Genomic DNA, 16,127 nt, shown 5'->3' with positions numbered 1-16,127 from the left:
CTGACGCGGAAACCACCAGGTGACTTGCTAGGTTCGCCCGCGATGACTCGAACCGAGCTCGAGAACCAGACCCCGGCCGCCGCTCGGCTGCGCATCTCGTGGGCGCTCGCCTCGGCGGGCGGTCTCCTCCTCGCCGCCGGCCCGCTGCTGGGGGTGGTCAACGGTGCGGAACCCGACTTCACGTCGTGGCCGCTGCTCGCGCTGCTGGCGCTGGCGCCGCCGGTCGTCGCGGGCGTGCTGCTCTTCCGCGGCAGGCCGTTCGTGGCGGCGGGACTGATCGCGGCGGTCGGTGTCCTCTCGGTCGGACGGCTGCTGAGCGACCTGCAGATCGCGTTCGCCCCGATGGCCGTGGCGCGCCCGGAGCTGTTCCGGCCGACCACCCTGCTCGCGGTCACCCCGTCCGCCGGGTTGTGGCTGTTGATCGCCGGGCACGCGCTGGTGATCGCGGGTGGTGTGCCGGCAGCCGGTCGGGCGGGCATGCCGGCGGACGAGTCGGAACCCCCGACGCTCGTGGCGCTTCCGGTGATCATCGCCGCGGTGGCGGCCGTCGGGCTGCTCGGCAAGCCGTTCACCTCGACGGACCCGTTCCAGCTCGACCGCGGGCCGTGGGACCTGCCGGTGCTCGGTCTGACCGGTGGGCTGCTCGTGGCCCTCGCCGCGCCGCTCGCCACCGCGCTCGCGGCCAGCTCGCCCGACCCGGACACCCGCGAGGGCGGGGCGTTCGGCGTGTCGCTCGCGCTGCTGGCCGTGGTGCTCCCGCCGCTGGTGGCGGGCACCGTCGCGACCGGTCTTGGCATCACGGCGGGGTCGGTGCTCGTGCTGCTCGCCGCACTGACGCTGCCCGCGGTGCCGCTGCTGTCCAGGCTGGCGCGGTTGCTCAGCGGCAAGCGCGACGAGACCCGCGACCCCGCCCTGCCGACGGTGCGGCGCATGCACGTGGCCGCGGGGGTGCTCACTGTTCTTTCCTCTCTGATGGTGCTCATCGGCGCGGTTCTGCCGCAGCTCGTCCTCTCGACGGGCGGGGACGCGCCGGAACTCGCGTCCGCGAAGCTGCTCTGGCCGGCCGGGCTCGCGTTCGGCGTGCTGGGTCTCGCGTCGCTCGTGCCGTCCGTCGCCGCCGCGGTGCGCCCGGCGCTGCTGTTCGGCTTCCTCGCGGTGCAGCTCGCCGCGGCGGGCGCGGCCGAACCCGTGCTGACCGCGAGCCAGGCGGGCATCGCGCAGCCGGGCGCCGGCTTCTGGCTGATGGTCGTCGAGCTCCCGCTCGGCCTGCTCGCACTGGTCTGCGCGGGCCTCGCCGGTGCGGTCGAGCGCGAGAACGCCGAACCCGGCCGCAAGCACGAGGTCCCGATGACAGAGCTGGGCGCGGCACTGCTCGCCGGGCTCTTCGCGGTGGGTGCCTTCGCGTTGCCGGCCGTGCGCGCGGCCGACTACAAGGCGCCGACGCTGGGGCCCGACACCGACGTGGCGATCTGGGTGGCGTTGTTCGTCTCTCTCACGCTGCTGATCCTCGGCCTGGTGGTCGCGCTGCGGTCGAGGCCGGCTCGTGGCGCCGCGGTGCTCGCCGGCGCGGTGCTGTTGATGGGTGTGCGTGCGCTGGAACTGCCGCTGACGGGCGACAAGGTCGTGGGCGCGACGGCGGGGCCCGGCACGTGGCTCGCGCTGGCGTCCTGCGCGGCACTGCTGGTCGCGGCGGGCCTGATGGGCGCTCGCGCGACCCGTTGAACGCGCTCTTTCCTGTATTCGCGCGCGTGCGCGTGATCGACCTCACCGCCGTTGAGACCGACCTCACCAGTGGTGGCGTGCGAGCGGTAGCCGCAGCTCGATAGTGTCTTGGCCCAGCCGCGTCAAGTGGGTTCGCACGGCCCCTTGAGGACCACCCAGGCGCGGTGTTCCGACACCGACGTCGCAGGAGACCCGAGTGGACCTGTACGAGTACCAGGCGAAGGACCTCTTCGCCGCCCACGGCGTCCCGGTACTGCCGGGCGATGTGGCCACCAACCCCGCCGACGCCAAGGCCATCGCCGCGAAGTTCGGCCAGCCCGTCGTCGTCAAGGCCCAGGTCAAGACCGGCGGCCGCGGCAAGGCCGGTGGTGTGAAGCTCGCTTCCACCGCCGAGGAGACCGAGGAGAAGGCGACCGCCATCCTCGGCCTGGACATCAAGGGGCACATCGTTCACCGCGTGCTGGTGACGCCCGCCTCCGACATCGCGGAGGAGTACTACTTCTCCTTCCTCCTCGACCGTGCCAACCGCACGTTCCTCGCCATGGCGAGCGTCGAGGGCGGTATGGACATCGAGGAGGTCGCGGCCACCAAGCCCGAGGCCCTCGCGAAGATCCACATCGACGCCATCGAGGGTGTCGACGCGGCCAAGGCGAAGGAGATCGCCGACGCGGCGAACTTCCCGGCCGAGGTCAAGGACCAGGTCATCGACACGATCGTCAAGCTGTGGGAGACCTTCGTCGCGGAGGACGCCACGCTCGTCGAGGTCAACCCGCTGGTCCGCGACCCGCAGGACAAGATCGTCGCGCTCGACGGCAAGGTCACGCTCGACGAGAACGCCTCCTTCCGCCACCCGGCGCACGCCGAGCTGGTCGACAAGGCCGCCGAGAACCCGCTCGAGGCCAAGGCCAAGGAGAAGGGCCTCAACTACGTCAAGCTCGACGGCGAGGTCGGCATCATCGGCAACGGCGCCGGTCTCGTGATGTCCACTCTGGACGTCGTGGCGTACGCCGGTGAGCAGTACGGCGTGAAGCCCGCGAACTTCCTCGACATCGGCGGCGGCGCGTCCGCCGAGGTCATGGCGAACGGCCTGGACGTCATCCTCGGCGACGAGGCCGTGCGTTCGGTGTTCGTCAACGTCTTCGGTGGCATCACCGCCTGCGACGCCGTGGCCAACGGCATCGTGAAGGCGCTGGAAATCCTCGGCGACGAGGCCACCAAGCCGCTCGTCGTCCGCCTCGACGGCAACAACGTGGAGGAGGGCCGCCGGATTCTCGCCGAGGCCAACCACCCGCTGGTGACCGTTGTCGACACGATGGACAACGCGGCCGCCAAGGCCGCCGAGCTCGCGGCTGCGGGGGTCTGAGAACGATGGCTATCTTCCTCAACGAGAACAGCAAGGTCATCGTCCAGGGCATGACCGGTGCCGAGGGCACCAAGCACACCAAGCGCATGCTCGCGTCCGGCACGAACATCGTCGGTGGCGTGAACCCGCGCAAGGCCGGCGAGAAGGTCGACTTCGACGGCACCGTCCTCCCGGTCTTCGGTTCGGTCAAGGAGGCCATGGAGGCCACCGGCGCGAACGTGACCGTGATCTTCGTGCCGCCGGCCTTCGCGAAGGCCGCCGTGATCGAGGCCATCGACGCCGAGATCGAGCTGGCCGTCGTCATCACCGAGGGCATCCCGGTGCACGACACCGCCTACTTCTGGGCGCACGCCGTCGCGACCGGCAACAAGACCCGCATCATCGGCCCGAACTGCCCCGGCATCATCAGCCCCGGCAAGTCGAACGCCGGCATCATCCCCGCGAACATCGCGGGCAGCGGCAAGATCGGTCTGGTGTCGAAGTCCGGCACCCTGACCTACCAGATGATGTACGAGCTGCGGGACTTCGGCTTCTCCACCGCGATCGGCATCGGTGGCGACCCGATCATCGGCACCACGCACATCGACGCCCTCGAGGCCTTCCAGGCCGACGACGAGACCGTCGCGATCGTGATGATCGGTGAGATCGGCGGCGACGCCGAGGAGCGCGCGGCCGCGTACATCAAGGAGAACGTGACCAAGCCGGTCGTCGGCTACGTCGCGGGCTTCACCGCCCCCGAGGGCAAGACCATGGGCCACGCCGGCGCCATCGTCTCCGGCTCGGCGGGCACCGCGCAGGCCAAGAAGGAGGCCCTCGAGGCCGCCGGCGTCAAGGTCGGCAAGACGCCGTCCGAGACCGCCGCCCTGATGCGCGAGATCATGAACGCTCTCTGAGCCGAGCTCTTGAACGGCACGCGGGGACCTTTCGTACCTTCCGAGAGTACGAAAGGTCCCCGCGTGCGTTCGGCAGCGGAGTACTTTCGGAGTCCGGCCCTCGCTCGTGTGGCGGAACCGGCATGATCCGGTCATCGTCTGAGCATGTGCGTCAAGTAGCGTTTTGAAGCATCACTCGGCTGGAGGAGGAGACCTCGACATGTCCGTGCCTTACGGCGCACCCCAACAGCAGCCGCCGGGTCCGGCACAGCACCAGGCACCGCCTCAGGCCCACGGCGCCCCCGGCGCTCCCGGCGCCAACAACATCAACCTCGGCCTGATCCTCCCGCTGGTCGCGGCAGGTCTCGGCCTCGTGGCCTACCTCATCGCGTTCGCGGACGACGTCAGCAGCGGCAACGTCACGTACCTGCTCGCCGCCGGCATGCTCGCGGGGCTCTCGGTGCTGCCGAGCATCCCGAGGGGCTTCGTCCCGGTCGCCGCGATCCTCGCGGCCGTGCAGACGTTGCTGCAGCTGCAGGTCATCATCAAGTCGCCGTCGGTGCAGGGCCTCGACATCGTCCTGCTCATCGTCGCGCTGCTGGAGACCGCGGCCATCGTGCTCGCCTTCCTGCTCGCCGAGGGCATCGTGAAGTTCGAGCCGAAGCCCGCGAACCCCTACGGCGGCCAGCCCGGTCAGCCCGGCGGCTGGAACCCGCAGTCCGGCGCCTTCCCGCAGCAGGGTCAGCACCCGCAGCACGGTGCGCCCCAGCAGCAGCAGGCTCCGCAGCAGCCGTCGTTCGGCCAGCAGCAGTTCGGTCAGCAGCCGCAGCAGCCCGCGCAGCCGGGTCAGCCGCCGCAGCAGACCAGCTTCATGCCGCAGCCCGGCCAGTTCGGTGCTCCCGGCACGCCGCCCGGTGGCTTCGGCGGACCGCAGCAGTAAGCGTTCGACCTCTGTGCTGGTTTTCTTCTGGGGTGGTGCCGGGATCTCCGGCACCACCCCTGTCGTATGACCCGGCGTGCCTCACTCGAACGGCCCAGCCGGCCTGACACAGTGGAGAAGTGCCCGTGCTGCAACGCGATGTGACCCGTGAGGTCGCCACCGTGCGTCCGCCCGAGTTCTCGCGCTCCGAACGCATGCGCGTGCTCGTGGCGGCCGCGGTCGGCTCGGTGGTCGTCGGGTACGCCGCCGTCGCCGCAGTGCTCGCTCTCATCTCCGCCACGGCCACCTACGCCACCTTCTCCACCGCCGGTGTGCTCAGCGCGGCCGCGCCCGCCTGGCTGGCCGCGCACCACGTGCCGTTGCGCTTCGACGCGGGACAGCTCGGCGTGCTGCCGTTGCTGCCCACCGCGTTGCTGATGCTGCTCGTCGGCCGCACCGCCGCGGGCACGGCCGACCGGCTCGGCCTCTACGAACCGCTGCAGGCGCGCGGTGTCGTGCTGAGCATCGCCGGCGCTCACGCGGTCGTGGGCGGCACGATCGCGTTGCTGATGGGCGACGGCGTCGTGCGCGCCACGCCCGCCGTCGCGTTCTTCGGGTGCGCCGCCGTGTCCGGTCTCGCCGCCACGCTCGGTGTCGCCCGTCGCTGCGGTCTGGTCGAGATGGTGTTCGACAAGCTCGACCCGGTGGCGCTGCACGGTCTGCGCTCGGGCTTCATGGCGTTGTTCGCACTGGTCAGCGTGGGTGCGTTGGCGGTGGCGGGCGGCCTTGCGGCCTCGTGGTCGAGGACCGGAGAGCTGTTCGCGGGCGCGGGTCCGTCGGTCGGCGTCGGGCTCGGTGTGTTCCTGCTGTGCCTGGCCTACCTGCCGAACGCGGTCATCGCGGGCTTCTCGTACGTGGTGGGCGCCGGTTTCTCGCTCGGCGGGGTCGAGGTCTCGCCGATGCGGTTCGTCGGCGGGCCGGTGCCCCCGGTGCCGCTGCTCGCGGCGATGCCCGAGGACAAGTCCGCGTTCAGCCCGGCCGTGCTGGCCGGCGCGGCGCTGATCGGCGCGTTCGTCGGCTGGACCTGCCGCAAGGTCTCCGACCGGCCGAGTTCGCGGTTGCGCGCGGTGCTGGTCGCCGCGGTCACCGCCGCCGTGGGCAGCCTGGTGCTCGCCGCGACCGCCGGTGGACGGCTGGCGTCCGGCGCGTTCGACCCCGTGACGGTGCCCGCGGGTCTGTTGGCCCTGATGGTGGCGCTGTGGGTGCTGGTGCCGGGTGCGCTGGTGGCCTGGCTCGCCGGGGCGCGGGTGAAGCCCGCGGTGGTGGCCGACGACGCCGAGTTCGTCGAGCCGGACTTCGACGAGGACGAAGCCGCCGACTCCGACGTCGTGTTCGAGGACGACGAGCTCACCGACCAGTTCGAGCAGCTCGAAGTGGTCGACGAGGACGAGTTCGAGGTCGAGGAAGACCTCGAAGAAGACGACTACTACGACGAGTACGACGAGGAAGAGCCGGAAGACGTCGTCGAGGAAGACGAAGAACCCGAGGAAGACGTTGAGGCAGAAGAAGAGGACCTCGACGCGGAGTTCGACGAGATGCTCGGCATGGAGCCCGAGGAGGACCTGGACGGCAAGCCGGAACGGTGACGTCATAGGCTGCCCCTGAGCTGCTGCAACACCGCCGCACGACCAGGAGTAGACGCTGAGCACCGAACTTCGGCTTCCCACACCGGCGCGCGTCGTCGTACTCGTCTCCGGTTCCGGAACCCTCATGCAGGCGTTGCTGGACGCCGACCTCCCGATCGAGGTGGTCGCGGTCGGCGCCGACCGCGAGAACATCGAAGGCCTCAAGCGCGCCGAACGCGCCGGGGTGCCGCACTTCGCCGTGAAGCTGCGCGACCACGCCGACCGGGCCGCGTGGGACGTCGCGCTGACCGAGGCGGTCGTGTCGTACGAGCCGGACCTGGTGGTGTCCGCCGGCTTCATGAAGATCATCGGCCCGGCGTTCCTCGCCCGCTTCGGCGGCCGGATGATCAACACCCACCCCGCGCTGCTGCCCGCGTTCCCCGGCGCCCACGGCGTGCGGGACGCCCTGGCCTACGGCGTGCACGTCACCGGATCGACGGTGCACCTGGTCGACGCGGGCGTGGACACCGGGCCGATCCTCGCGCAGGAGGCCGTGGTCGTCGAACCCGACGACACCGAAGAGACCCTGCACGAACGCATCAAGGTCGTCGAACGCCGGCTGCTCGTCGAGACGGTCGGCCGACTGGCCCGTGAGGGCTGCACCGTGAACGGACGAAAGGTGAGCATCCCGTGACCACTCCTGCCGAGAGGCGACCGGTCCGCCGGGCCCTGATCGGGGTCTCCGACAAGGCCGGCCTGCTGGAACTGGCCACCGGCCTGCACGCGGCCGGAGTCGAGATCGTGTCCACCGGCGGCACCGCGAAGGTCCTCGCCGACGCGGGCGTCCCCGTGACGCCGGTCGAGCAGGTGACCGGGTTCCCCGAGTGCCTCGACGGCCGCGTCAAGACGCTGCACCCGCGCGTGCACGCCGGTCTGCTCGCGGACCTGCGCAAGGAGACGCACGTCCAGCAGCTGCGCGAGATGGACATCGCGCCGTTCGACCTGCTGGTCGTGAACCTGTACCCGTTCACGCAGACCGTCGCGTCCGGTGCTTCGCCCGACGACTGCGTCGAGCAGATCGACATCGGCGGGCCCGCGATGGTCCGCGCGTCGGCGAAGAACCACGCGAACGTCGCGGTCGTCGTCGACCCGGCGCGCTACGAGTGGGTGCTGGAGAACGTCCGCGAGGGCGGCTTCACCCTGGCCGACCGGCAGAAGCTGGCCGCGGACGCGTTCCGGCACACCGCGACCTACGACGTGGCCGTGGCGTCCTGGATCGGCAACGTGCTGGCGCCCGACGACGAGGGTTCGGGCTTCCCCGGCTGGGTCGGCGCGACCTGGAACCGGTCGAACGTGCTGCGCTACGGCGAGAACCCGCACCAGCACGCCGCGATCTACACGCAGGGCGACGGCCGCGTGGGCCTGGCGTCGGCGAAGCAGTTGCACGGCAAGGAGATGTCGTACAACAACTACCTCGACGGCGACGCCGCCTGGCGTGCCGCGTGGGACCACGAGCGTCCGTGCGTCGCGATCATCAAGCACGCCAACCCGTGCGGCATCGCGGTGTCCGACGTGAGCATCGCGGACGCGCACCGCAAGGCGCACGAGTGCGACCCGGTCAGCGCGTTCGGCGGCATCATCGCGGCCAACCGCGAGGTCACCGTGGAGATGGCCGAGTTCGTCTCGGAGATCTTCACCGAGGTGATCATCGCTCCGTCCTACGCGGACGGTGCGGTGGAGGTGTTGCAGCGCAAGAAGAACGTGCGCATCCTCGTGGCCGAACCGCCGGCCCGCGGTGGTGCGGAGATGCGTCCGGTGTCCGGTGGCCTGCTGCTGCAACAGCGCGACGCCATCGACGCCGAAGGCGACTCGCCCGCGAACTGGACGCTCGCGTGCGGCAAGCCCGCGGACGAGAAGACGCTGGCGGACCTGGAGTTCGCGTGGCGCGCCATCCGTGCCGTGAAGTCGAACGCGATCCTGCTGGCGAACGACGGCGCGACCGTCGGTGTCGGCATGGGGCAGGTCAACCGGGTCGACTCGTCGCACCTCGCGGTGAAGCGCGCGGGCGAGCGGGCCAAGGGTGCCGTCGCGGCGTCCGACGCCTTCTTCCCGTTCCCGGACGGTCTCGAGGTGCTGCTGGAGGCCGGTGTGCGCGCGGTCGTGCAGCCCGGTGGCTCGGTCCGCGACCCCGAGGTGATCGCGAAGGCCGAGGAGCACGGCATCACCCTGTACCTCACCGGTACGCGCCACTTCGCGCACTGAACAACGATGAACGGCGCATTTGTCCACCTCAGGTGGACAAATGCGCCGTTCATCGTTTCCCGTCAGAGCTTCGCGACCATCGCCTCGGCCAGGCCTCTCGCGGCGGCTTCGAACTCCGGGACGTCCGGCTTGGTGTTGGTGAAGATGCCCGCGTCCCAGCCGGTGTAGTCGACCTGGACGACGGTGTTGCCCTTGCGCACGATGATCCAGATGTCCGTGATCGCGGAGTCGTCCTCCCGCACCAGCACCGCCGCGGCCTTGTCGCCGAGCCCGTCGAGCGACTTCTGCTGCGGCACGCCCCTGGTCTTCATGTGGTCCGCCACCATCTCGTTGACGTCGGTGTCGTTCGAGTTGGTCGTGACGTACACGGTTGCGCGGCGGTAACCGGTGCCGTCGACGCCCTTGGTCTGGCTCCACTCGCAGATCGTGCGCTTGCTGTTCTCACCCACGTCGAGTTCGGACGAACCGAGCCCGTCCGGGTTCGTGACGCGCGCTCTGGCCAGAGCGGCCTCGGAGATGTTGCCGCACAGCGCCGGCAGCTTGTCGGCGCGCTTCGGATCGCCGCCGTCCTTGTTCACGTCGAGGTAGAGGACGAGCGCGACGGCGCCGCCACCTCCGAGCACCAGCAGGCCGATGATCAGCAGGATGATCAGCGGTGCCTTGCTCTTCTTCGGTGGTGACGGTGGCGGCGGTGGCGGATAGCCGTAGCCCGGCGGAGGCTGCTGCCATCCGGGCGGAGGCTGCTGCCATCCGGGTGGTGGCTGCTGCCACCCGTGTGGTGGTTGGTTCACAGTTTCCCCAGTGAGTCCCGGTGATCCGGACACCGTAGATGACCTCGTCCGGCCGCGTGCACCTGTCCCCCGAAAGAGTGACGCTCTGGCATTGACACAGGGGTGCGGAGGCGCGCTACGATCATCCCGTTCGTTCGAACAGGAGTTCGAATAAGCAAGTCGCCGAACTTCCCGCGGCGGCCGTGCACAGGGGTGCGCACGGTCCGAGACGGGAGGTGGGTGGAGTGTCCAGGTCGGCAACGGCGTCGTTGGCCGCGCTCGGGGTGAACCCGGCCAGCGAGCTGACCAGCACCACCACCGACCACGCCACGGGGCGGGTGCTGCCGGTTCGCGGGGAACTGGCGGGCCTGCTGCCGTGGGGCGGCTTGCGGCGAGGCAGCACGGTGTCGGTGGGCGGATCGACATCGCTGCTGCTCGCCCTGCTCGCGGGCGCGACCGCGGACGGCTGCTGGGCCGCCGTGGTCGGTCTGCCGCAGGTGGGCGTGCTGGCCGCGGCCGAGCTCGGGGTCTCGGTGCAGCGGCTGGTACTCGTCCCGCGGCCCGGTGCCGATCCGGGGCCTGTCATCGCGGCCCTGCTGGACGGCATCGACCTCGTGGCCGTCGCCTGTCCACTGCCTCCCTCACTCGCGCGCCGCCTCACCGCACGCGCCCGCCAACGCCGAGCCGTCCTGATCGCCTTCGGGGCCTGGCCCTCACCCGACGTGGTGCTCACCGCGGAGTCCGTGCACTGGAACCCGCTCTACGACGGCGCGGAAACGTTGCGGCGTCAGCAGATCAGCGTGCGCAGCGGTGGCCGCGGCGAGGCGGGCAAGCCCAAGCACGTGGTGCTGACGTTCGGCGAAGAAGAGATCGAGCTCCCGCTGGTGGCCGGTGACCCGCCTGCGTCCGACGAGCCGGCTGATGCCGGTCCGGACCGGGTCGACGAGCTGGCCTCCAGGCGGGCTACAACCAGGGGTCGTCCTGCGTGAAGGACACCCGTCTCCTCGCGGTCTGGTGCCCCGACTGGCCGGTCGTCGCCGCCTGCACCGCCACCGGCACCAGCCAGCACGTGCCGGTGGCGGTTCTCGACGGCAACGAGATCGTGTCCACCTCGGCGGTGGCACGGGCCGAGGGCATCCGCAGAGCCATGCGCAAACGCCTGGCCGAGTCGATGTGCCCGGAGCTCGTGACCTTCGAGCACGACCCGCAGCGCGACGCCAGGTTCTTCGAACCGGTCGCGGCGGCGGTCGAGGAGCTCGCACCCGGCATCGAGGTCGTGCAACCGGGCCTGGTCGCGGTGCCGGCGCGGGGACCGGTCGGCTACTTCTCCTCCGCCGAGCAGGCAGCCGAACGCATCGTCGACCACATCGCGGCCCGGACCGGCACGGAAGCCCAGGTGGGGATGGCCGACAGCCTCTTCGCGGCCACGAAAGCCGCGCACCGCAACGTGATCGTCCCGCCGAACCGGACCGCGGAGTTCCTCAGACCGTTGGGCGTGCACGAGCTCGACGCACCGGAACTGGTCGACCTGTTGCGGAGACTCGGCCTCAAAACGCTCGGCGCGTTCGCGGACGTGCCGGAGAACGCGGTGGCGTCGAGGTTCGGCGGCCCGGCCACGCGCCAGCACCGCCTGGCCCGCGGCCTGCCGGAACGCCCGCTCGACAAGCGCAGACCCGCGCCGGAGCTGGCCGTGACGGAGACCTTCGACGAACCGGTCGAGCGCATCGACTCGGCCGCGTTCGCCGCGAAGATCCTCTCCGAGCGGCTGCACGAGCACCTCGCGAACCGCGGTCTCGCGTGCACCAGGCTCGGCATCCACGCCCGCACCGAGCACGACGAGGAGCTGCACCGGGTGTGGCGGGCCGCGGAACCGTTGACACCGCGGGGAATCGCGGACCGCGTGCGCTGGCAGCTCGACGGCTGGCTCACCCGCGAACGCCTCACCTCCGGCATCAGGACGCTCACCCTCGAACCGGTCGAGGTCGTCAACGGCACCGCGCTTCAGCTCGGGTTGTGGGGTCACGACGACGAACGCGCGGTGCGCGCCCTGCTGCACGTCCAGGGTCTGCTCGGCCCGGACGGCGTGCTCATGCCGGTGCTCGACGGCGGCAGGGGGCCGAAGGAGCAGGTCAGGCTCGTGCCGTGGGGCGACGAACGGGTGCCGGTGCACAACCCGGACCACCCGTGGCCCGGCCGGTTGACCAGGGCGCCCGCGACGCTCGCGGACGACCCGGCCGAGCTGAAGGACGCGAACGGCGACGAGGTCGGCGTGACCGGTCGTCTCGAACTCACCACACGGCCCAAAAGCATTGTGGTGAAAGGAAAAGCGCAAGAGGTGACCGCGTGGGCCGGGCCGTGGCCGGTCGACGAGCGGTGGTGGGCGCCGGACCCGCACCGGGCAGCGCGCGTCCAGGTGCAGACGCGGGACGAGGCGTTCCTGCTGATCCGCAGGGACCAGAGGTGGTTCTTGGAAGGGGTGTACGACTGATGCACGACGACCAGTGCCGGGAGCTGCTGGAGCTGCTGATCCCGTTGCCGCGCAAGGCTTGCGATGGGGTGGAATAACCCGCCGGTCCGCTGGAAGGAGCTGGAACGCGCTCTTTCCGGCAAACCCGTCGAGCAGAAACCCGACGGCGGCGACGGTCCGGGGTGGTCACGGCACCGCGACCGGTACACCGCGCCGCCGGGGTTCCAGCTGCGCGTGGACGAGCTCGCGGTCACCCGCAAGCGCGTGCCGTACGCGGAGCTGCACTGCCACTCCAACTTCAGCTGGCTCGACGGCGCGAGCCACCCGGAGGAGCTCGTCGAGGAGGCGCAACGGCTCAAGCTCGACGCCATCGCGATCACCGACCACGACGGCATGTACGGCGTGGTGCGGTTCGCCGAGGCCGCGAAGGAGCTCGGGATGCACACGGTGTTCGGCGCCGAGCTGAGCATCGGGCTCTCGAAGCCCGCCAACGGTGAACCGGACCCTGAAGGTGATCACCTCCTTCTCCTTGCGCGCCAACAGGAGGGCTACCACCGGTTGTGCCGCACGCTCACCACCGGGCACCTCCACGACGATGCGGAGAAGGGCAAGCCCGTCTACGACCTCGACCAGGTCGTGGAGGACACCCGCGGTGAGGTCGTGGTGCTGACGGGCTGCCGCAAGGGAACCGTCCGCAGGGCGTTGACCAGGGAGGGGCCGGAGGCGGCGTACCGGGAGATCGTCCGGCTCACCGACCTGTTCGGCACGGGACGCGTCTACGTCGAGCTGACCGACCACGGCCTGCCCGAGGACAGCCGGCGCAACGACCTCCTCTTCGCGATGGCGCAGGATCTCAAACTTCCCGTGGTGGCAACGAATGCCGTGCACTACGCCACCGCGAGCCGCGGCAGGCTCGCCGCCGCGATGGCCGCCGTCCGCGCTCGGAGCAGCCTCGACGACATGGCGGGCTGGCTGCCACCGGCACCCGCCGCGTTCCTGCGCAGCGGCGAGGAGATGTGGCACCGGTTCCGCCGTTATCCCGGTGCCGTGCACAACGCGGCGTTGCTCGGCATGCAACTGGCGTTCGACCTCCGCCTCGTCGCACCGCAGCTGCCGCCGTTCGACGTGCCGCCCGGCCACACCGAGAGCAGCTGGCTGCGCAAGCTCACCCACGAGGGCGCGCGGCGCAGGTACGGCGACCACGACGAGAAGGCGTTCCGGCAGATCGAGCACGAGCTGAAGATCATCGAGCAGCTCGGCTTCCCGGGCTACTTCCTGGTCGTGCAGGACATCGTGAACTTCTGCAAGCGCAACGACATCCTCTGCCAGGGCCGGGGTTCCGCGGCGAACTCCGCGGTGTGCTTCGCGCTCGGCATCACCAACGTGGACGCGGTCCGCTTCGACCTGCTCTTCGAACGCTTCCTCGCCCCCGCCCGCGACGGCCCTCCCGACATCGACGTCGACATCGAGTCCGACCGGCGCGAGGAGGTGATCCAGTACGTCTACTCCAGGTACGGCCGGCGCCACGCCGCCCAGGTCGCGAACGTCATCACCTACCGCGCCCGTTCCGCCGTGCGCGACATGGCCCGCGCCCTCGGCCACTCGCCGGGCCAGCAGGACGCGTGGAGCAAGCAGATAGACCGGTGGGGACCGCTGCGCACCACCACCGACGACTGCGACATCCCGCGTCCGGTGCTGGAGCTGTCCGCGCAGCTGGAGAACTTCCCGCGCCACCTGGGCATCCACTCGGGCGGCATGGTGATCTGCCACCGCCCGGTCAGCGAGGTGTGCCCGGTGGAGAAGGCGCGCATGCCGGACCGCACGGTGCTGCAGTGGGACAAGGACGACTGCGCGTCCATCGGCCTGGTGAAGTTCGACCTGCTCGGCCTCGGCATGCTCTCCGCCCTGCACTACGCCATCGCCCTCGTGCGCGACCACGAGGGCGTCGAGGTCGACATGGGCAAGATCGATCTGGAGGACGAGCGCGTCTACGAAATGCTGCAGAAAGCCGATTCCGTCGGGGTTTTCCAGGTGGAGAGCCGTGCGCAGATGGCGACGTTGCCGCGATTGAAGCCACGCGAGTTCTACGACCTCGTCGTCGAGGTGGCGCTGATCCGGCCGGGCCCGATCCAGGGCGGTTCGGTGCACCCGTACATCCGGCGTCGCAACGGGGCCGAGAAGTGGGACTATGACCACCCGTTGCTAGAGAACGCGCTTCACAAGACCTACGGCGTCCCGCTGTTCCAGGAACAGCTCATGCAGATCGCGGTCGACGTGGCCGGGTTCACCGCCGCCGAGGCCGACGAGCTGCGCCGCGCGATGGGCGCCAAGCGTTCGACGGCCCGCATGGAACGCCTGCGCGACCGCTTCTACGAGGGCTGCGCCGCGAACGACATCGGCGAGGAACTGGCGGGCCGCATCTACGCGAAACTGCTGGCGTTCGCGAACTTCGGCTTCCCCGAGTCGCACGCGCTGTCGTTCGCGCACCTGGTGTTCGTGAGCGCGTGGTTCAAGCTCTACCACCCGGCGGCGTTCTGCGCGGCCCTGCTCCGCGCGCAGCCGATGGGCTTCTACTCGCCGCAGTCCCTGGTGGCCGACGCCCGCCGCCACGGCGTGACCGTGCACGGCCCGTGCGTGAACGCGTCACTTCCCTGGGCAGGTCTGGAACGCTTCGGTGGTGAGAACGCCGTCCGCATCGGGCTGGCGGCGGTCCGGGGGATCGGAGCGGCTGATGCCGCGCGAATCGTTGCGGCACAACCGTTCCGCGACATGGAGGACTTCGGTTCCCGCGTGCAGCTGACCACGGCCCAGGTGGAAGCCCTGGCCACCGCGGGCGCTTTTTCCTGCTTCGGTCTGGAGCGCAGGGAGGCCCTGTGGGCGGCGGGCGCGGTGGCCGCGATCCGGCCGGACCGCCTGCCCGGCACCGCGGTCGGGGTGGACGCGCCGTCGTTGCCCGGCATGGACGAGGTCGAGCTGGCCGTGGCGGACGTCTGGGCCACGGGCCTGTCACCGGACAGCTTCCCGACCCAGTTCGTGCGGTCGCGGCTGGACTCGATGGGAGCCCTGCCAGTCACCGCCCTCGCCTCGGTGAAACCGGGGACGCGCGTGTTGATCGGTGGCGCGGTGACACATCGGCAGCGTCCGGCGACGGCGGGCGGGGTGACGTTCCTCAACATCGAGGACGAGACCGGGATGGTGAACGTCGTGTGCTCACCGGGATTGTGGGCGCGGTATCGGCGAGTGGCGCGCAGCAGTGGCGCGATGCTCGTGCGGGGCGTGGTGGAGTCCGCCGAGGGCGTGGTCAGCTTGATGGCGGACCGGTTGCAACACCTCGACCTGCGGATCCCGTCGAAGTCGCGGGACTTCCGCTGATCTCACGGGTTCGGCGGGGCGTGCAGACGGCGCATGACGGGTGGCCGAAGCAGGCGAACCCAGGCATGGGTCGTCGTCTCCTTGTTCGACACCTCCACCCGCCGGTACGCCTTGGCCTGGCTGAGCTCGCTGTGCCGGATGACCTCGTCGAAAAACCACGCCGAACCGATGACGGCCAGGACGGCCGAGGAGTTCTTCTTCAGCGCGCTTCTGGTGGCATCGGCGTCGAGGAGCCGGAACGTGTGGTTGATCGCGTATCCGGTCACACCGTGCTGGTCGTAGTTGATCTCCCCTGCGTGGAGAGCCAACCGCAGCCGTATCCGCTCGCGCGGCGGGTGTATTCGGTTGTGCCGCACCAACGCCTCGACGAGCGCGTTCGGCAGGTGGTCGGCGAGCAGCGTCTTGCGCACGTCTGCGGGGACGAGCACCAGCACGCCATCCCCTCTGTCCTCGTGGCGGCACGACGACCAGGGAATGCCGGCGGCGTCGAAGGCGGCTTGCATCGCCTTGTACATGCCGTGCCGGATCCGCACCTGGTTGATGTTGTTGCGGCTGTGCTGCCCGAAATCGACGATGTCCGCGGCCACGATGGTGCGGTGCGCCGTGGTCAGCATGAGAGCTTCGTCGCCGGCCACGACCAGCAGTTCGCTGCCCACGTTCGGGCCGCGCGGTTCGGGTATGGGACTGCTCATCATCGCTCCTCCCCCTACGGCCTCGGGCGTGCTGCGGCAGTGTCGTTCCGTCGACAGGCAACC

At 70.3% G+C, this 16,127-nt stretch carries 12 protein-coding genes; 10 read left to right on the top strand and 2 right to left on the bottom strand.

The features are described 5' to 3' along the window. Positions 1 to 42 precede the first annotated feature (42 nt). From ABZV40_RS02240 to purH, 7 genes are all read left to right on the top strand, one after another. Complete coding sequence (locus ABZV40_RS02240; protein ID WP_355434461.1) at positions 43 to 1,722, top strand: hypothetical protein; 1,680 nt, start codon at positions 43 to 45, stop codon at positions 1,720 to 1,722. Between the two features lie 196 nt (positions 1,723 to 1,918). Continuing rightward, positions 1,919 to 3,085, top strand: a complete 1,167-nt coding sequence (gene sucC, locus ABZV40_RS02235; RefSeq protein ID WP_355434458.1) for an ADP-forming succinate--CoA ligase subunit beta — start codon at positions 1,919 to 1,921, stop codon at positions 3,083 to 3,085. A gap of 5 nt (positions 3,086 to 3,090) precedes the next feature. Beyond that, complete coding sequence (sucD, locus tag ABZV40_RS02230) at positions 3,091 to 3,978, top strand: succinate--CoA ligase subunit alpha (RefSeq protein WP_355434455.1); 888 nt, start codon at positions 3,091 to 3,093, stop codon at positions 3,976 to 3,978. Between the two features lie 199 nt (positions 3,979 to 4,177). Continuing rightward, a complete protein-coding gene (locus tag ABZV40_RS02225) occupies positions 4,178 to 4,897 on the top strand; it encodes a DUF5336 domain-containing protein (RefSeq protein ID WP_355434452.1) in 720 nt (239 codons plus the stop codon). 125 nt (positions 4,898 to 5,022) lie between these two features. Further along, positions 5,023 to 6,522, top strand: a complete 1,500-nt coding sequence (locus tag ABZV40_RS02220) for a DUF6350 family protein (protein ID WP_355434450.1) — start codon at positions 5,023 to 5,025, stop codon at positions 6,520 to 6,522. 55 nt (positions 6,523 to 6,577) lie between these two features. Beyond that, a complete protein-coding gene (gene purN, locus ABZV40_RS02215) occupies positions 6,578 to 7,195 on the top strand; it encodes a phosphoribosylglycinamide formyltransferase (RefSeq protein WP_355434970.1) in 618 nt (205 codons plus the stop codon). Beyond that, positions 7,192 to 8,763, top strand: coding sequence for a bifunctional phosphoribosylaminoimidazolecarboxamide formyltransferase/IMP cyclohydrolase (purH, locus tag ABZV40_RS02210; RefSeq protein WP_355434447.1), 1,572 nt, complete (start codon positions 7,192 to 7,194; stop codon positions 8,761 to 8,763). Before purN ends, purH begins: the two co-directional genes overlap by 4 nt. 62 nt (positions 8,764 to 8,825) lie before the next feature. Here purH and ABZV40_RS02205 read toward each other — a convergent pair whose 3' ends face one another. After that, complete coding sequence (locus ABZV40_RS02205) at positions 8,826 to 9,554, bottom strand: hypothetical protein (RefSeq protein WP_355434444.1); 729 nt, start codon at positions 9,552 to 9,554, stop codon at positions 8,826 to 8,828. Positions 9,555 to 9,778: 224 nt separating this feature from the next. Between ABZV40_RS02205 and ABZV40_RS02200 the strand changes: the two genes are divergently transcribed. From ABZV40_RS02200 to ABZV40_RS02190, 3 genes are all read left to right on the top strand, one after another. Continuing rightward, positions 9,779 to 10,522, top strand: a complete 744-nt coding sequence (locus ABZV40_RS02200) for a hypothetical protein (RefSeq protein ID WP_355434442.1) — start codon at positions 9,779 to 9,781, stop codon at positions 10,520 to 10,522. Continuing rightward, positions 10,519 to 12,021: a DNA polymerase Y family protein gene (locus ABZV40_RS02195; protein WP_355434440.1), complete on the top strand. Its 1,503-nt coding sequence runs from the start codon at positions 10,519 to 10,521 to the stop codon at positions 12,019 to 12,021. The genes ABZV40_RS02200 and ABZV40_RS02195 overlap by 4 nt, the downstream gene beginning before the upstream one ends. Before the next feature lie 63 nt (positions 12,022 to 12,084). Continuing rightward, positions 12,085 to 15,372: an error-prone DNA polymerase gene (locus tag ABZV40_RS02190; protein ID WP_355434437.1), complete on the top strand. Its 3,288-nt coding sequence runs from the start codon at positions 12,085 to 12,087 to the stop codon at positions 15,370 to 15,372. Positions 15,373 to 15,374: 2 nt separating this feature from the next. Here ABZV40_RS02190 and ABZV40_RS02185 read toward each other — a convergent pair whose 3' ends face one another. Then, positions 15,375 to 16,064 carry a hypothetical protein gene (locus ABZV40_RS02185; protein ID WP_355434434.1) on the bottom strand — a complete coding sequence of 230 codons (690 nt, stop codon included), beginning with the start codon at positions 16,062 to 16,064 and terminating at the stop codon, positions 15,375 to 15,377. Positions 16,065 to 16,127: the final 63 nt, after the last annotated feature.

The organism is Lentzea sp. NPDC004782 (genome assembly GCF_040609115.1).
In the GTDB taxonomy this organism is placed as follows: domain Bacteria; phylum Actinomycetota; class Actinomycetes; order Mycobacteriales; family Pseudonocardiaceae; genus Lentzea.
This window is presented reverse-complemented; position numbering and strand designations above follow the sequence as displayed.

Excerpts from the sequence above, each read along its gene's own strand:
- ABZV40_RS02240 (WP_355434461.1), top strand. The coding sequence starts at position 43 with ATGACTCGAACCGAGCTCGAGAACCAGACCCCGGCCGCCGCTCGGCTG.
- sucD (WP_355434455.1), top strand. The coding sequence starts at position 3,091 with ATGGCTATCTTCCTCAACGAGAACAGCAAGGTCATCGTCCAGGGCATG.
- ABZV40_RS02225 (WP_355434452.1), top strand. The coding sequence starts at position 4,178 with ATGTCCGTGCCTTACGGCGCACCCCAACAGCAGCCGCCGGGTCCGGCA.
- ABZV40_RS02190 (WP_355434437.1), top strand. The coding sequence starts at position 12,085 with ATGGGGTGGAATAACCCGCCGGTCCGCTGGAAGGAGCTGGAACGCGCT.
- ABZV40_RS02185 (WP_355434434.1), bottom strand. The coding sequence starts at position 16,064 with ATGAGCAGTCCCATACCCGAACCGCGCGGCCCGAACGTGGGCAGCGAA.